The sequence below is a fragment of the Bradyrhizobium sp. USDA3516 genome (genome assembly GCF_057651995.1).
Genome location: NZ_JBYGYN010000005.1, coordinates 290853 through 304745, shown reverse-complemented (window position 1 = coordinate 304745; position 13893 = coordinate 290853). Strand labels below are relative to the sequence as shown.

Below are 13893 nucleotides of genomic sequence, written 5' to 3'. Positions count from 1 at the left end.
CGCGACCTTGCCATTACAGCGGAGCAATAGCGAGGCATTCGCGCGCCATGACTCCCTCCACGCTGGCCCCCTTCACGCTCGCCCACCTGTCCGACCCGCATCTGGCGCCTCTGCCGAAGCCGCGGCTGATCGAGCTCGCCGGCAAGCGCGCGCTCGGCTATGTCAACTGGACGCGCAACCGCCACAAGTACCAGCGCCGCGAGGTTCTCGACGCGCTCGTCGCCGACATGAAGGCGCAGGCGCCCGACCACATCGCAGTGACGGGCGATCTCGTCAACCTGGCGCTGGAGGCGGAATTCGCGCCGGCGCTGGCCTGGCTCGAAAGCGTCGGCCCGCCCGACCGCGTGACCGCGATCCCCGGCAATCACGACGCCTATGTCAGCGCGACGCGTCATCGCTTCGGCGAGACGTTCCTGCACTACATCGCCGCGGACGCACCCGGCGGCGCAGCCTTCCCCGCGGTGCGCCGGCGCGGGCCGCTGGCCCTGATCAGCCTGTCCACGGCGGTGCCGACCCTGCCGCTGATGGCGACCGGCACGCTCGGGCGCGATCAGCTCGCTGCGCTTGCGGAGGTGCTCGAGCGGCTCGCCGCGGAAGACGTTTTCCGCGTGCTGCTGGTGCATCATCCGCTGAAGTCGAGCGCACGGGCGAAGCGGATGACGGACGCTGCCGATCTGCTGGCGCTGTTGAAGCGCCACGGCGTCGAGCTGGTCCTGCACGGGCACGACCACGTTCATTCGACGATGTGGTTCGAGGGTCCGAGCGGCGACATTCCCGCGCTCGGCGTGCCCTCGGCCTCCGCGCTCGCGCACGGACGCTATCCGGCGGCGGCGTACAATCTGTTGACCATCGGGAAGGACAATGCCGGCTGGCGCTGCGAGCAGACGGTGCGAAGCCTCGGGGCCGGATTTCAGGTCGGGCAGATCAAGCATGTGCGGTTGATTTAATTCACCGTCATTGCGAGCGCAGCGAAGCAATCCAGAGTCCCTCCGCGGAAAGATTCCTGGATTGCTTCGCTGTGCTCGCAATGACGACTGGGAGTGCCTTACCAGCTCCGCAACGCCGCGACCAACGCCACCCCGAACAGCGCGGCAGCGCCGAGCACGAAGCCGAACACGAACGGCCACAGGCGCGAGCGGCGCGGCGGCGCGGCGGGCGTGGCCTGCGGTTCGGGCGGGACCACCATCGCACGCTCGCGCTCGACCATGCGGCGCGCGACATAGTCGGTGACGGCCTCGACGATCATTGCGGTGTCGTGCGATTCGGCGAGCACGATGCGGCCGAAGCGGGTGTCCTGGACGAAGCGGTACATCCGCTTGTCGCGGCCCATCACGATGTGGGCGACGACGTCGATCCACAGCCGCGGCGTATCGCCCTGGCTGATGCCGCGGTCGAACAGGTCGACGTGGTCGGGCACCTGCGCGAACAGGGGATCGAGCGCGTCGTTGAGGATCTCGAGCCGCGCCACCTCGGCGTCGCGCAAATCGACCACGACGCCGGTGCGGTCGGCCGCCTCGATCCGGGCGCGCAGCAGCGCATCGCGCAGCCGCACCGGGTGCGGCTGGGTCCCGCTGGTCTCGGGCTCTGACATTGTCGGCCTCGTCCTCGACTTCTCCCCATTAACCTATCAGCAACCACACCCTCCGCAAAGGCCCACAATTCCAGAGACTTACGGCGCCCACAGCCGTTTCACCTGTGCAAAAGCAGACGATCCCACCCAGGCTAGGCCTGGATGGGACCATCCGTCCTTGGACGTCTTCTTGTTTCAGCTCGGCAGCGGCCGATCAGGCTGCCGGGGCGCGCTGCGGCTCTTCCACGATCGAGAAGCGGACGCCGGCCTTGTGACGGCTCTCTTCCGAGACTTCCTTCCAGCACTCTTCGGCTTCCTTGCGGGTCTTGAACGGACCTTTGACCTGGGCCGAGCCCTCCACGAGCTTGTGGAAGTTCATCGAGCCGAACTCGCCGCCGATCACCCAGAAATTGCTGCCTTTGGTCATTGTCAGTCTCCTCTCGAACTGTCGCGATGCTTAGCCGAACTGGTTCATCGTGTTGTGGGCGCCGCCCGCCTTCAGCGCGGCTTCGCCCGCGAAGTACTCCTTGTGGTCGTCGCCGATGTCGGAGCCGGCCATGTTCTGGTGCTTCACGCAGGCGATGCCCTGACGGATCTCGGCGCGCTGGACGTTCTTGACGTAGCCCAGCATGCCCTGCTCGCCGAAATACTCGCGGGCGAGATTGTCGGTCGAGAGCGCCGCCGTGTGATAGGTCGGCAGCGTGATCAGGTGGTGGAAGATGCCGGCGCGCTTGGCCGAATCCGCCTGGAAGGTACGGATGCGCTCGTCGGCTTCCTTCGCCAGCGGCGTGTCGTCGTACTCCGCCTTCATCAGCTCGGCACGGTTGTACTTGCTGACGTCCTGGCCCGCTTCCTTCCAGGCGTCGTAGACCTGCCAACGGAAGTTCAGCGTCCAGTTGAACGACGGCGAGTTGTTGTAGGCGAGCTTGGCGTTCGGCACCACCTTGCGGATGCGATCGACCATGCTGGCGATCTGCTCGATATGCGGCTTCTCGGTCTCGATCCAGAGCAGGTCGGCGCCGTTCTGCAGCGAGGTGATGCAGTCGAGCACGCAGCGGTCCGCGCCGGTGCCGGGGCGGAACTGGTAGAGGTTCGAGGGCAGCCGCTTCGGACGCATCAGCTTGCCGTTGCGGTTGATGATGACGTCGCCGTTCCTGGCGTTCTCCGCGGTGATTTCCTCGCAATCGAGGAAGCTGTTGTACTGGTCGCCGATGTCGCCGGGCTTGTGGCTGACGGCGATCTGCTGCGTCAGGCCGGCGCCGAGCGAGTCGGTGCGGGTCACCACGATGCCGTCTTCGACGCCGAGCTCGAGGAAGGCGTGGCGGCAGGCGCGGATCTTCGCCAGGAAGACGTCATGCGGCACGGTGACCTTGCCGTCCTGGTGGCCGCACTGCTTCTCGTCCGAGACCTGGTTCTCGATCTGCAGCGCGCAGGCACCCGCCTCGATCATCTTCTTGGCGAGCAGATAGGTCGCCTCCGCGTTGCCGAAGCCGGCATCGATGTCGGCGATGACGGGGACGACATGGGTCTGGAAGTTGTCGATCTTCTCGATCAGCTCCTTCTCGCGGGTCTTGTCGCCTTCCTTGCGCGCCTTGTCGAGCAGACGGAAGATGTCGTTGAGCTCGCGCGAATCGGCCTGACGCAGGAAGGTGTAGAGCTCCTCGATCAGCGCCGGCACCGCGGTCTTCTCGTGCATGGACTGGTCGGGCAGCGGACCGAATTCGGAGCGCAGCGCCGCGATCATCCAGCCGGAGAGATAAAGATAGGTGCGGTCGGTCTTGCCGCCGAAATGCTTCTTGACCGAGATCAGCTTCTGCTGGGCGATGAAGCCGTGCCAGCAGCCCAGCGACTGGGTGTACTTGGTGGGATCCTTGTCATAGGCGGCCATGTCGGCGCGCATCACGGCGGCGGTGTAGCGGGCGATGTCGAGGCCGGTCTTGAAACGGTTCTGCAGGCGCATGCGCGCGACGGCCTCGGCCGACACGCCGTTCCAGGTCGGCTGGGTCTCGAGGAGTGCCTGAGCCGCCTTGACCTCGTCCTGATAGGAGGACGGACCCTGGAGGGTGCTGATACCGCGGGGCTGGTAGTTCATGTGCCTGATCCTTTCGCTGACGATGGCGATCGCAGCCATCGACATTCTTGACAATGCATTGCGAGATGCGTGTCAGGAGCTAAACGCGAAAACACAAACTTCGTATAGATGACTTGTTTTTTATTGGTGATGTCATGTAACATTTGAACGTGTAATAGATGTCACTTTGTAAAGTTTGTAAATAATAGGTCAATCTTTCTGACCTAATTGAGTCCGGAGACCTGAGACATGCCCGCCGATTCCGGCAAGAAACTTTTCGTCGGCCCGCGCTTCCGGCGGATCCGGCAGCAATTGGGGCTGTCGCAGACCCAGATCGCCGAGGGGCTCGGGATCTCGCCGAGCTACGTCAACCTGATCGAGCGCAACCAGCGCCCGGTCACGGCGCAGATCCTGCTGCGGCTCGCCGAGACCTATGACCTCGACCTCCGCGACCTCGCCACTGCGGACGAGGACCGCTTCTTCGCCGAGCTGAACGAGATCTTCTCCGATCCCCTGTTCCGACAGATCGACGTGCCCAAGCAGGAGCTGCGCGACCTCGCCGAGCTCTGCCCGGGCGTCACCCACGCGCTGCAGCGGCTCTACGCGGCCTATACCGAGGCGCGCCAGGGCGAGACGCTGGCGGCGGCGCAGATGGCCGACCGCGACGTCGGCACGCGCTTTGAAGCCAATCCGGTCGAGCGGGTGCGCGAGCTGATCGAGGCCAACCGCAACTATTTTCCGGAGCTGGAGCAGGCCGCGGAAAATCTGCGCGACGAGCTGAACGTGCCTGCGGAGGGACTCTATGCCGCGCTCGCCGCGCGCTTGCGTGAGAAGCACTCGATCCAGACCCGCATCATGCCGGTCGACGTGATGCGCGAGACGCTCCGCCGATTCGACCGCCACCGCCGTCAGCTCTTGATCTCGGAGCTGGTCGATCCGCCCGGCCGCGCATTCCAGCTCGCCTTCCAGCTGGGCCTGGCGGAATGCGCGCAGGCGCTGGAGACCATCATCGGCCGGGCCGGCCCGCTGGACGATGCGCCGCGGCGGTTGTTCCGGATCACGCTCGGCAATTACTTCGCGGCCGCCGTGATGATGCCCTACCCCGCGTTCCTCGCGGCCGCCGAGGCGCTGAACTACGACATCCACGTGCTGGCGCAACGCTTCAATTCCGGCTTCGAGCAGGTCTGCCATCGCCTCACCACGCTGCAGCGGCCGAACGCGCGCGGCATTCCGTTCTTCCTCTTGCGCGTCGACAATGCCGGCAACGTCTCCAAGCGCTTCTCCTCCGGCACCTTCCCGTTCTCGAAATTCGGCGGCACCTGTCCGCTCTGGAACGTGCATTCGACCTTCGACACGCCGGACCGCCTGCTCAAGCAGGTGATCGAGCTGCCCGACGGCACGCGCTATTTCTCGATCGCGCAGATGGTGCGCCGCCCCGTGGCGCCGCATCCGCTGCCGCAGCCGCGCTTCGCCATCGGCCTCGGCTGCGAGATCCGCCACGCCGTCCGCCTGACCTACGCCACCGGCATCGACCTGGAGAAGGCCGAGGGCACCCCGATCGGCGTCAACTGCCGCCTCTGCGAGCGCGAGAACTGCGCCCAGCGCGCCGAGCCGCCGATCACGCGCACGCTGATCCTGGACGAGACGACGCGGCGGGTGTCGAGCTTTGCGTTCTCGAATGCAAGGGAGTTGTGAGGGACGCACTCTCTCTTCCGTCATGGCCGGGCTTGACCCGGCCATCCCCGCGCTTCCGCGTGCGCAGAAAGACGTGGATGCCCGGGTCAAGCCCGGGCATGACGACCGAGTGTGTGGTCGCCGCTCCGATCATCAATAGCGTGCGCCCTCACGCAAGCGTATGCACGATCACCGGTCCCGCCACGGCGCGGGCATCGCCGGCGAGCAGCGGGCCGAGATCCTTCTCGATCCAGGCGATGGCGCGCTTGTTCGCTTCCTCGGCCTGCTCGAACTTGTCGAAGATCGAGATCGCGGTGACCGTGTCGTCGCCGGCATAGACGACGTAATAGGCGCGGAAACCTTCGACGTCGCTGATGATGGGAACGGCGCCGTCCTTGATGCGGCGCGTCAGCTCTTCCGCGCTCCCGCTTTTCGCCTTGGCCTGACGGATGGCGGCATACATGGCATCCTCCCCTTCCGGCTGTCTGGACTTCCGGGCCTGTTGCCCGGAGGCGGATGGTACGCCGAACCGTGCCGCCGATCCACGCTTGGTTAACCCGGCCCTAATCCGTCTCCGCGATCTGCAACCAACGGTTAAGCACGCCTCAACATCGGCGCCTTAGTCTCGCCGCACTCACTTTTCGCAAACAAGGGCGGCCTAATCTGCCGGGCGAAGTGACATCAGGGGGTTCATCATGCGCATTGCGTTGCTGCTGACCGCAACCATCGTCGGCGCGCTCTTCGCCAGTCCAAGCATCGCCGGTTCGCTCGATGCCAACGCGGCGCAGCCGCTGCCGCCGGGATTCCAGAGCTACCGCGGCTACATGTTCGACATCTCCGAGAACCGCGACCGCAAGGACGTCGACAAGCTCACCGAAAACCTGAAGAGCCAGATCGACGTCGTCGAAGGCGTCGGCCTCTCTCCGCGCGTGCTGCGCTTCTTCCACACCGTTCCGATCGTCGCGAGCGAGCTCGCCTGCCTCGACGAAGGCGCCGCCACCGCCTGCTACGGCCGGGTCACGCCGGACATGCAGCGCACCGCGCCCCGGACCCTGACGGTCTGGGATCCCGCCAAGCAGCGCTGGACCAATCCAAATGCCATCGACCTCGCGGTCGATTCGGGCCTCGGCGTGATCATGCTGCGGCCGGACATGATGCGTTACGAAAAGGAGGCCGTGCTGCTGCACGAGCTGCTGCACGCCTTCCACGCGCGGCTGCTGCCGGACGGCTACGCCAACAAGGGCGTGATCGCCTATTACGCCCTCGCCAAGTCCAAGGATCTCTTGCCGAAGGAATCCTATGCGATGAAGAATCCGATGGAGTTCTTCGCGGTCACCGCCAGCATCTTCCTGGCCGGAAAGAGTGAATTCCACGATCCGAAGTCGCGCGAGGCGCTCAAGGAGAAGATGCCGGACTACTACAAATATCTGGTCGGCGTGTTCGGCTTCGACCCGGAGCCGGCGGCCTCGAACGGCCCGGTCGCCTCGCTCAAGTGAGTGGAAGGCGCCAAGCCAAGCCAAAGAGCCGCGCGCACAGCGCGGCTTTTTTGTTGCGCTCGCTCGGTAAGCTGCGGATGACGCACAGCCGGGAATTGCCAAGCCGGGGTCCGATCTGCATAGTCCCGCCCGCATCGATACCGTTTTCGAAGGGGATGAGAGACCATGGCGGACGCCGACCTGGATGTCGTGATCCGGCAACTGGCCAGACAGCTGCATACGGGCCTGATGACCCGTGCCAAGGAGCGGCGGGATCGCTTCAACAGCCTTGCGGCCAAGGCCAAGGGCAAGGAGACCGGCGAGCGTTTCAAGATGATGGCCAAGGCCACCATGGAGCAGGCCAATGCGGCCGCCAAGCGCCTGCAGATGTCTGCCGACAACGTCGCCGACAGCTACGCGCGGTCGATGCGCCTGGCCGCCAGCACGCCTGTTACGGTGAAGGCGGAGAAGGCAAAGAACGAGAAGGCCGCAAAGAAAGCCAAAGCGAAAAAGAAGACGTAGCCGTTGCTCCTCCCTGATCGCCGCCGCGGGTTGGCGGTCGGCAGGCTCGCCGTCCTGTCTGCCTTGTCATATCCGAATGGAATCGGATCGCCGCGTTGCGCTTTCGCAGAACGCGCTCGCGCGCCCGCCGCAATCGGGGGGCGGCTGCGACCTCGACGATCCCTGCCACCCCAGGCATGCGCTGCGCCAACACGGTCGAGCGACATCCCTTACATGTATTGTCTCACGCTCTGGAGAAATCGCTCTTTCTCGCCAGGCGCGTAACCTTGGGACGCTCCATAATAGGGTTCATTGAACTGGTTGTATGGTGCAGCCCGGTAGTGGACCGGCGGCCTCGGGGGCGCATAGGTCTGGCGATGCTGACGCCGAGCGTTTCCTTTCGCCGCAGGACCGGCGTAATAGGGATTGAGAACGCACATCTGGCCGTTTGCCGACGCCCTGCATTGATCCATCGTCGTGAAGCTGCACCGGTAGTAAGGGGTCATTCCGCGAGAAACGACGTTCAGGCAAACGGGATAAGCCGGGTCATATTTTTGGGCCCGAGCCTGCCCCGCTGTCAGGGCGATAGTCACGGTCAAAATCGTCAAAGCCCATTTGCACATGGTACCCTCCTCCAGAGACGCACGACAGGGGTGCACTCTGGCCCCCCGCCAGTCTTGATCCAACTCAAGACTTGATGAATTGGTTCATACGCGCAGCAGACGACCGCGACAGTCTCGCTGTCGGCATCTCCCACCAGTCTCGCCGTTATACGGCAAGCCGCCTGTCCTAAAGACGTGAGAAGGTGTCGCGAATGCCGCGCCAGACGTCACCTTCGCGGCGCGGCAACCAATGTCGGCTCGGCGCTGGCGAGTTCGGCGAGCATGGCGCGCGCGGTCTCTCGCGCCTGACCGTCCTTGCCGGCGGGCAGCGCCAGCGCAGCCTCGAAATCGGCGCGGGCGTCGTCCGTCTGGCCGCGGGCGAGCAACGCAAGGCCGCGATCGAGACGAGCCTGCACATCGGAGGGGTCGAGCCGGACCGCGGTGCTGTAGCTCAGGATGGCGCGATCGAGATCGCCGGTGGCGGCAAGCGCAAGACCGCGCTGGTGATAGGGTGCGGCGCGCTTGGGATCATGCGCGATCGCCTCGTCGTAATCGGCAATGGCGAGCTCGAGGTCGCCATTCTGCCGCCGCGCCAGCGCCCGGTCGCGATAGAGCGAAGCGCGGTTGGGATTGAGGCGGATGGCCTCGTCGAAATCGGCGATCGCCCGCTTGAAATCGCCGTGACGCAGCGCGATCCGCCCGCGCCCCGCATAGGCGAAGGCGATCAGCGAGCCGCGCAGCGGCGAGAAGCCGATCACGGCCGAGCAGATGTCGGGATCGTCCTCGTCGCCGCAATTGACGACCATGTGCGTGGACAAGCCGACGAGCACGCAAACGACGATCAGCAATGGCACGGCAATTCTGGTCATCTTCGACGGTGGCCGGCTGCGGGCCGGCCACGCATCCCCTTTCGAAGGAATGGTCACGCCGAGGGTGTTAGCACCAGTCGAAATGACCCTGTGTGCGCCAGATCACAAAGCCGGCCGCAATCCCTTGCCGGCTGCGTCAGCCCCAAGGGCCACGTGAAGGACCGCGTGAGGGACCGCGTGAGGCGGAGCGGCCCCACGGCCCGCGCGGCGGATAGTTCTCGTTGGCGCCGACCGACGGCGCCGCGCGCGCGCCGAGCTCGGCCGCCAATTGCTGGAGCGCGGCGACGCGGTTCTGCGTCGAGGGGTGGGTGGCGAACAGATTGTCCACCCCGTGGCCCGACAGCGGATTGATGATGAACATATGCGCAGTCGCAGGGTTTCGCTCGGCTTCAAAGTTCGGGACCTGGTGCGCGGCGCCCTCGATCTTCACCAGCGCAGAGGCCAGCCACATCGGTTGTCCCACGATGCGCGCGCCGAGATCGTCGGCGGCATATTCGCGGGTACGGCTGATCGCCATCTGCACTAGCATGGCGCCGAGCGGAGCGAGGATCATCATCAGGATCGAGCCGACGATGCCGAGACCATTGTTGTTCTCGCGGTTGCCGCCGAAGAACATGCCGAACTGCGCCAGCATCGAGATCGCGCCGGCGATGGTCGCGGTGATGGTCATCAGCAGCGTGTCGTGATGCTTGATGTGCGCGAGCTCGTGCGCGATGACGCCGGCGAGTTCCTCGCGGCTGAGCTGGTTCATCAGGCCGGTGGTGACCGCGACCGCGGCATTCTCCGGATTGCGGCCGGTGGCGAACGCGTTGGGCTGGATCTCGTCCATCACGAACACGCGCGGCATCGGCAGGCCGGCCCGGCCCGCGAGCTCGGCGACGAGGCCGACCAGCTCCGGCGCGGTCGAACGATCGACCTCATGGGCGCCGTACATCGACAGCACCATGCGGTCGGAGTTCCAGTAGGTGAAGAGGTTCATTGCGGCGGCAATGACGAGCGCGATCATGGCGCCCGAGGCGCCGCCGATCAGATAGCCGACGCCCATGAACAGGGCGGTCAGGCCTGCGAGCAGCATTGCGGTACGAAAATAGTTCATGGCCGTCTCTCCTGGCCGGCCGCGTCCGCTGGAAGCGCTGCAGGCCGGCCCACATCAGGTGGGGATGACCCCGCCCGGGATGCAAGGTTTCGGGGTGCGTCGCGGAGCCGCGGCACTTGACCCAACCTGAGCCCCCCGGGCACCATCATTTCCATGCATTTCGAGATTCTCGGCGACATTACCGAGGTCGAAAACCTTCGCCAGCGGCTCGGACATCCGCGAGGTCGCACGGCTGCGACGGATCTATGGTCGGGGACGCTGGCGCAAGCGCAAGGGCATTGCGCGGGTGCGATTATCCGATGGCTCTACCTGTCTTGCTGAGATACATTGGTATGAGGCTGCGGGCATTGGCCGCAAGGAATACAAGATCAAGAACCTGTTCCGGGAATCATGACGAAGTCGCGAAGCAAGCAATTGGTCATCTGCGTGGACAATGAGGGCTACGAAGCCTCCCTCGAGAAGCGCAAGGTCTATGTCACGCCGCGCGATCCCGCGGCCGACAAACTCGGCATGCTGCGGATTGTCGATGAATCGGGCGAGGACTACCTTTATCCGAAAGCCTTCTTTCGCGAAATCGCCCTTCCCCTCGCTGTGAAACGCGCCGTCTTGGCCGCCTAGCAGCTCCGCGTCAGCACCAGAGATATTGATGCCGATGAACTGCTTTGGTTCTCGACTTGCGGCCGCAATGATCGCCGTCTCGCTTGCCCCTCCCGCCTTCGCCCAGTTCGCCCCGCCGCCCCCCAAGCCCGCTGCCCCCAAGGCGGCGCCCTCGCCGCGCGCCGCTGCGTGCCACAATGGCGCGAGCTTCGATCGCTTCCTGGCCGAGGTGAAGCAACAGGCATTGGCCGCCGGCGTGTCGCAGCGTACGATCGCCGAGGCCTCGCCCTATCTCGTCTACGACCAGGGCATCGTCAACCGCGACCGCGGCCAGCGCGTGTTCGGCCAGCTCTTCACCGAGTTTGCCGGCCGCATGGCGGCGGCCTATCGCATGCAGAACGGACAGCAGCACATCAAGCAATACGCCGCGGCGTTTGCGCGCGCGGAAAAGGAATACGGCGTGCCGCCCGCCGTGATCGCCGCGTTCTGGGGCCTCGAGAGCGATTTCGGCGCCAACATGGGCAATTTGCCGACGCTGAAATCGCTCGTGTCGCTGGCCTATGATTGCCGCCGCTCCGAGATGTTCGTGAACGAGACCATCGCGGCCCTGAAGATCATCGACCGCGGCGATCTGCATCCCGACGAGATGATCGGCTCCTGGGCCGGCGAGCTCGGCCAGACTCAATTCCTGCCCGTGCACTACGTCAACTACGCCGTCGACTACGACGGCGACGGACGGCGCGACCTGTTGCGCTCGCCGGCCGACGTGATCGGCTCGACCGCAAACTACATCGCAAACGGGCTGAAATGGCGGCGCGGCGAGCCGTGGCTGGAGGAGATCAAGGTGCCGCCGAACCTGCCGTGGGAAAAGACCGATCTCACCGTGCGCGAGCCGCGCTCGACATGGGCGCAACTCGGCGTCACCTATCCCGACGGCCGGCCCTTGCCGAACGACAATCTCGCAGCGTCCGTGCTGCTGCCGATGGGGCGTTTCGGCCCGGCCTTCATGGCCTATCCGAACTTCGCGGCCTACACCGAGTGGAACAACTCCCTGATCTACGCGACCACCGCGGGCTATCTCGCCTCGCGCATCGCCGGGGCCGCGCCGATGCGCAAGCCGGCGGCGCCGGTCGCGCAATTGCCGTTCAACGAGCTCAAGGAATTGCAGCAATTGCTGGTGCGCGCCGGCTTCAACGTGGGCAAGGTCGACGGTGTGCTGGGCCAGCAGAGCCGCACTGCCGTGAAGGCGATGCAGATCAAGTACGGCCTGCCGGCGGATTCCTGGCCGACCGCCGAGCTGCTTGCGCGCATGCGCGGCGGCACGGCGCAGGCGCAGCCACAGGCGACGGTGCGGTAGAATTTTCGCATCGCACAAGCCGCTGTCCGCAATTGTATTTTTCCATGAGGCTCCCATGTGAGTGGCTCAGGTATTCTCCTGAGATTTCCCACCATTTGAAGCGAGCATCACATGTCCTTCTACGACGCCGTCGTCCCCGCCTATTTGCAGATGCTGAACAGCGTGACCGGACTGCTCACCAAAGCTGAGGCGCATTGCGCGGCCAGGAAGATCGATCCCAGCGTCCTGCTCGGCTCGCGCCTCTTCCCGGACATGCTGCCGCTGTCGCGTCAGGTCCAGCTCGTCACCGACTATGCGACCAGAGGCTGTGCGCGGCTGACGCAAAGCGAGGTGCCCGCGACGCCCGACACCGAAACGAGCTTCGCTGAGTTGAAGCAGCGGCTGGCGAAGACGATCGACTACGTCAAATCCTTCAAGCCCGAGCAGTTCGAGGGCGCCGACGGCAAGGACGTCACCTTTCCGATCGGCCCCGGCAAGACCATCACCATGAATGGACAGCAATTCCTGAGCTCGTTCTCGCTGCCGAACCTCTATTTCCACGCCGCGATCGCCCACGGCATCTTGCGTCACAACGGCGTCGAGATCGGCAAGCGCGATTTCCTCGGCGCGAACTGATTTGCGAGATCGCACGGCCGCGACAGCAGGATTTCGCTGTCGCAGCCGAGATTGCACATGAATTATGCTACGCGCGCCCTGCCGCGTAGCTCGCCTGCACTTTCCGTATGGCTCATCCCTTGCGCCCGATGCCGCGATGCACAAGTGTTCGAGACCTCTCACCGCCCGGATGCATTCCCCATGAGCCGTTCGACCAAATTGTTTGAGACCTACAAGCTCGGCCCGATCACGCTGGCCAACCGCCTCGTCATGGCGCCGCTGACGCGCAACCGCGCCGTACCCGGCACCTTCGTGCCCGGTCCGCTCGCCGCCGATTATTACGCCCAGCGCGCCTCCGCAGGCCTCTTGATCACCGAGGCGAGCCAGGTCTCGCAACAAGGTCAGGGCTACCAGGACACACCCGGCATCTATAGCAAGGAGCAGGTCGCCGGCTGGCGCAAGGTCACCGACAAGGTGCATGAACGCGGCGGCAAGATCTTCATCCAGCTCTGGCATGTCGGCCGCATCTCGCACGTCGATCTGCAGGCGAATGGCGCAGCCCCGGTGGCACCGAGCGCGATCCGCGCCAAGGGCAAGACCTTCGTCAATGGCGGCTTCGCCGACGTCTCCGAGCCGCGCGCGCTCGAGCTCTCCGAAATCCCTGCAATCATCGACGACTTCAAGCGCGCCACGAAGAACGCGCTGGAAGCCGGCTTCGACGGGGTCGAGATCCACGGCGCCAACGGCTATCTGCTCGAGCAATTCGCCAAGGACGGCGCCAACAAGCGCAACGACGCCTATGGCGGCTCGATCGAGAACCGCGCGAAGCTGATGTTGGAGGTCTCCAGGGCCGTCGTCGCCGAGGCCGGCGCCGAGCGCACCGGCATCCGGATCTCCCCGGTGACGCCGGCCAACGACATCTCGGATTCCAATCCGCAGGCCCTGTACGATCACATCGTCGACGGCCTCAGCGCGCTGAAGCTGGTCTATCTCCACGTGGTCGAAGGCGCCACCGGCGGGCCGCGCGACATCGCGCCGTTCGACTATGCCTCGTTGCGCAAGCGCTTCTCGGGCGCCTATGTCGCCAACAACGGCTACGATTTCGACCTCGCCAGCAAGGTGCTGGAGGCGAACGCCGCCGACCTCATCGCCTTCGGCAAGCCGTTCATCTCCAACCCCGACCTCGTCGAGCGGCTGAAGCAGGGAGCGGCGCTGAACGACTGGGACAAGAACACCTTCTACGGCGGCGGCGCCAAGGGTTACACGGATTATCCGACGCTCGCGGCCGAGCCGGCGGAGTAGCGGCGCGTCGGTCGCTCCGTCCTCCGTCATTGCGAGGAGCGAAGCGACGAAGCAATCCAGACTGCCTCTGCGGAAAGATTCTGGATTGGTTCGCTGCGCTCGCAAGGACGATGTGGAAGCGGCGCGGCGAACTCACGGAAGAGAAAAGGCCGGGATCGCTCCCGGCCTTTCGTGTTTGATGTCGC

At 65.0% G+C, this 13893-nt stretch carries 15 protein-coding genes; 8 read left to right on the top strand and 7 right to left on the bottom strand.

Going from position 1 to position 13893, the window contains the following annotated elements:
* Positions 1 to 62 precede the first annotated feature (62 nt).
* A complete protein-coding gene (locus AC24YW_RS18455; protein WP_487484228.1) occupies positions 63 to 947 on the top strand; it encodes a metallophosphoesterase family protein in 885 nt (294 codons plus the stop codon).
* Positions 948 to 1045: 98 nt separating this feature from the next.
* Here the strand turns inward: AC24YW_RS18455 and AC24YW_RS18450 are convergent, their stop codons facing one another.
* From AC24YW_RS18450 to AC24YW_RS18440, 3 genes are all read right to left on the bottom strand, one after another.
* Positions 1046 to 1591: a hypothetical protein gene (locus AC24YW_RS18450; RefSeq protein ID WP_487484044.1), complete on the bottom strand. Its 546-nt coding sequence runs from the start codon at positions 1589 to 1591 to the stop codon at positions 1046 to 1048.
* A 193-nt stretch (positions 1592 to 1784) separates the two neighbouring features.
* Positions 1785 to 1997 carry a DUF4170 domain-containing protein gene (locus AC24YW_RS18445; protein ID WP_487484043.1) on the bottom strand — a complete coding sequence of 71 codons (213 nt, stop codon included), beginning with the start codon at positions 1995 to 1997 and terminating at the stop codon, positions 1785 to 1787.
* Between the two features lie 30 nt (positions 1998 to 2027).
* A complete protein-coding gene (locus AC24YW_RS18440; protein ID WP_487484042.1) occupies positions 2028 to 3662 on the bottom strand; it encodes an isocitrate lyase in 1635 nt (544 codons plus the stop codon).
* A gap of 228 nt (positions 3663 to 3890) precedes the next feature.
* Between AC24YW_RS18440 and AC24YW_RS18435 the strand changes: the two genes are divergently transcribed.
* Positions 3891 to 5336, top strand: a complete 1446-nt coding sequence (locus tag AC24YW_RS18435) for a helix-turn-helix domain-containing protein (RefSeq protein WP_487484041.1) — start codon at positions 3891 to 3893, stop codon at positions 5334 to 5336.
* A 148-nt stretch (positions 5337 to 5484) separates the two neighbouring features.
* On the opposite strand, the gene AC24YW_RS18430 is transcribed toward AC24YW_RS18435, so the two are convergent.
* Positions 5485 to 5778: an antibiotic biosynthesis monooxygenase gene (locus AC24YW_RS18430; RefSeq protein WP_018648871.1), complete on the bottom strand. Its 294-nt coding sequence runs from the start codon at positions 5776 to 5778 to the stop codon at positions 5485 to 5487.
* Positions 5779 to 6010: 232 nt separating this feature from the next.
* On the opposite strand from AC24YW_RS18430, the gene AC24YW_RS18425 reads away from it, so the two are divergent.
* A complete protein-coding gene (locus tag AC24YW_RS18425) occupies positions 6011 to 6811 on the top strand; it encodes a hypothetical protein (RefSeq protein ID WP_487484040.1) in 801 nt (266 codons plus the stop codon).
* 165 nt (positions 6812 to 6976) lie between these two features.
* The gene (locus AC24YW_RS18420) at positions 6977 to 7312 is read left to right on the top strand and encodes a hypothetical protein (RefSeq protein ID WP_487484039.1); all 336 of its coding nucleotides are present in this window, start codon (positions 6977 to 6979) and stop codon (positions 7310 to 7312) included.
* 209 nt (positions 7313 to 7521) lie between these two features.
* On the opposite strand, the gene AC24YW_RS18415 is transcribed toward AC24YW_RS18420, so the two are convergent.
* The 3 genes from AC24YW_RS18415 to htpX form a co-directional block, all read right to left on the bottom strand.
* Entirely contained in the window at positions 7522 to 7914 is a 393-nt protein-coding gene (locus AC24YW_RS18415; RefSeq protein WP_487484038.1) for a DUF3551 domain-containing protein, read from the bottom strand.
* 206 nt (positions 7915 to 8120) lie between these two features.
* Positions 8121 to 8762 carry a tetratricopeptide repeat protein gene (locus tag AC24YW_RS18410; protein ID WP_487484037.1) on the bottom strand — a complete coding sequence of 214 codons (642 nt, stop codon included), beginning with the start codon at positions 8760 to 8762 and terminating at the stop codon, positions 8121 to 8123.
* 136 nt (positions 8763 to 8898) lie between these two features.
* Positions 8899 to 9858 (bottom strand): zinc metalloprotease HtpX, encoded by a 960-nt coding sequence (htpX, locus tag AC24YW_RS18405; protein WP_487484036.1) that lies wholly within the window; start codon positions 9856 to 9858, stop codon positions 8899 to 8901.
* Between the two features lie 390 nt (positions 9859 to 10248).
* On the opposite strand from htpX, the gene AC24YW_RS18400 reads away from it, so the two are divergent.
* The 4 genes from AC24YW_RS18400 (at position 10249) to AC24YW_RS18385 (ending at position 13708) form a co-directional block, all read left to right on the top strand.
* A complete protein-coding gene (locus AC24YW_RS18400; RefSeq protein WP_487484035.1) occupies positions 10249 to 10476 on the top strand; it encodes a hypothetical protein in 228 nt (75 codons plus the stop codon).
* Positions 10477 to 10543: 67 nt separating this feature from the next.
* Entirely contained in the window at positions 10544 to 11812 is a 1269-nt protein-coding gene (locus AC24YW_RS18395) for a lytic murein transglycosylase (RefSeq protein ID WP_487484034.1), read from the top strand.
* A 111-nt stretch (positions 11813 to 11923) separates the two neighbouring features.
* Positions 11924 to 12427 carry a DUF1993 domain-containing protein gene (locus tag AC24YW_RS18390; RefSeq protein ID WP_487484033.1) on the top strand — a complete coding sequence of 168 codons (504 nt, stop codon included), beginning with the start codon at positions 11924 to 11926 and terminating at the stop codon, positions 12425 to 12427.
* A gap of 180 nt (positions 12428 to 12607) precedes the next feature.
* On the top strand, positions 12608 to 13708 hold the full coding sequence (locus tag AC24YW_RS18385) for an alkene reductase (protein ID WP_487484032.1): 1101 nt from the start codon (positions 12608 to 12610) through the stop codon (positions 13706 to 13708).
* Positions 13709 to 13893: the final 185 nt, after the last annotated feature.

Bases quoted from the DNA above. Each gene is read 5' to 3' on its own strand.
- AC24YW_RS18420 (WP_487484039.1), top strand. From the start codon at position 6,977: ATGGCGGACGCCGACCTGGATGTCGTGATCCGGCAACTGGCCAGACAG.
- AC24YW_RS18425 (WP_487484040.1), top strand. From the start codon at position 6,011: ATGCGCATTGCGTTGCTGCTGACCGCAACCATCGTCGGCGCGCTCTTC.
- AC24YW_RS18400 (WP_487484035.1), top strand. From the start codon at position 10,249: ATGACGAAGTCGCGAAGCAAGCAATTGGTCATCTGCGTGGACAATGAG.
- AC24YW_RS18450 (WP_487484044.1), bottom strand. From the start codon at position 1,591: ATGTCAGAGCCCGAGACCAGCGGGACCCAGCCGCACCCGGTGCGGCTG.
- htpX (WP_487484036.1), bottom strand. From the start codon at position 9,858: ATGAACTATTTTCGTACCGCAATGCTGCTCGCAGGCCTGACCGCCCTG.
- AC24YW_RS18440 (WP_487484042.1), bottom strand. From the start codon at position 3,662: ATGAACTACCAGCCCCGCGGTATCAGCACCCTCCAGGGTCCGTCCTCC.
- AC24YW_RS18415 (WP_487484038.1), bottom strand. From the start codon at position 7,914: ATGTGCAAATGGGCTTTGACGATTTTGACCGTGACTATCGCCCTGACA.
- AC24YW_RS18395 (WP_487484034.1), top strand. From the start codon at position 10,544: ATGATCGCCGTCTCGCTTGCCCCTCCCGCCTTCGCCCAGTTCGCCCCG.
- AC24YW_RS18430 (WP_018648871.1), bottom strand. From the start codon at position 5,778: ATGTATGCCGCCATCCGTCAGGCCAAGGCGAAAAGCGGGAGCGCGGAA.
- AC24YW_RS18385 (WP_487484032.1), top strand. From the start codon at position 12,608: ATGAGCCGTTCGACCAAATTGTTTGAGACCTACAAGCTCGGCCCGATC.
- AC24YW_RS18390 (WP_487484033.1), top strand. From the start codon at position 11,924: ATGTCCTTCTACGACGCCGTCGTCCCCGCCTATTTGCAGATGCTGAAC.
- AC24YW_RS18445 (WP_487484043.1), bottom strand. From the start codon at position 1,997: ATGACCAAAGGCAGCAATTTCTGGGTGATCGGCGGCGAGTTCGGCTCG.
- AC24YW_RS18410 (WP_487484037.1), bottom strand. From the start codon at position 8,762: ATGACCAGAATTGCCGTGCCATTGCTGATCGTCGTTTGCGTGCTCGTC.
- AC24YW_RS18435 (WP_487484041.1), top strand. From the start codon at position 3,891: ATGCCCGCCGATTCCGGCAAGAAACTTTTCGTCGGCCCGCGCTTCCGG.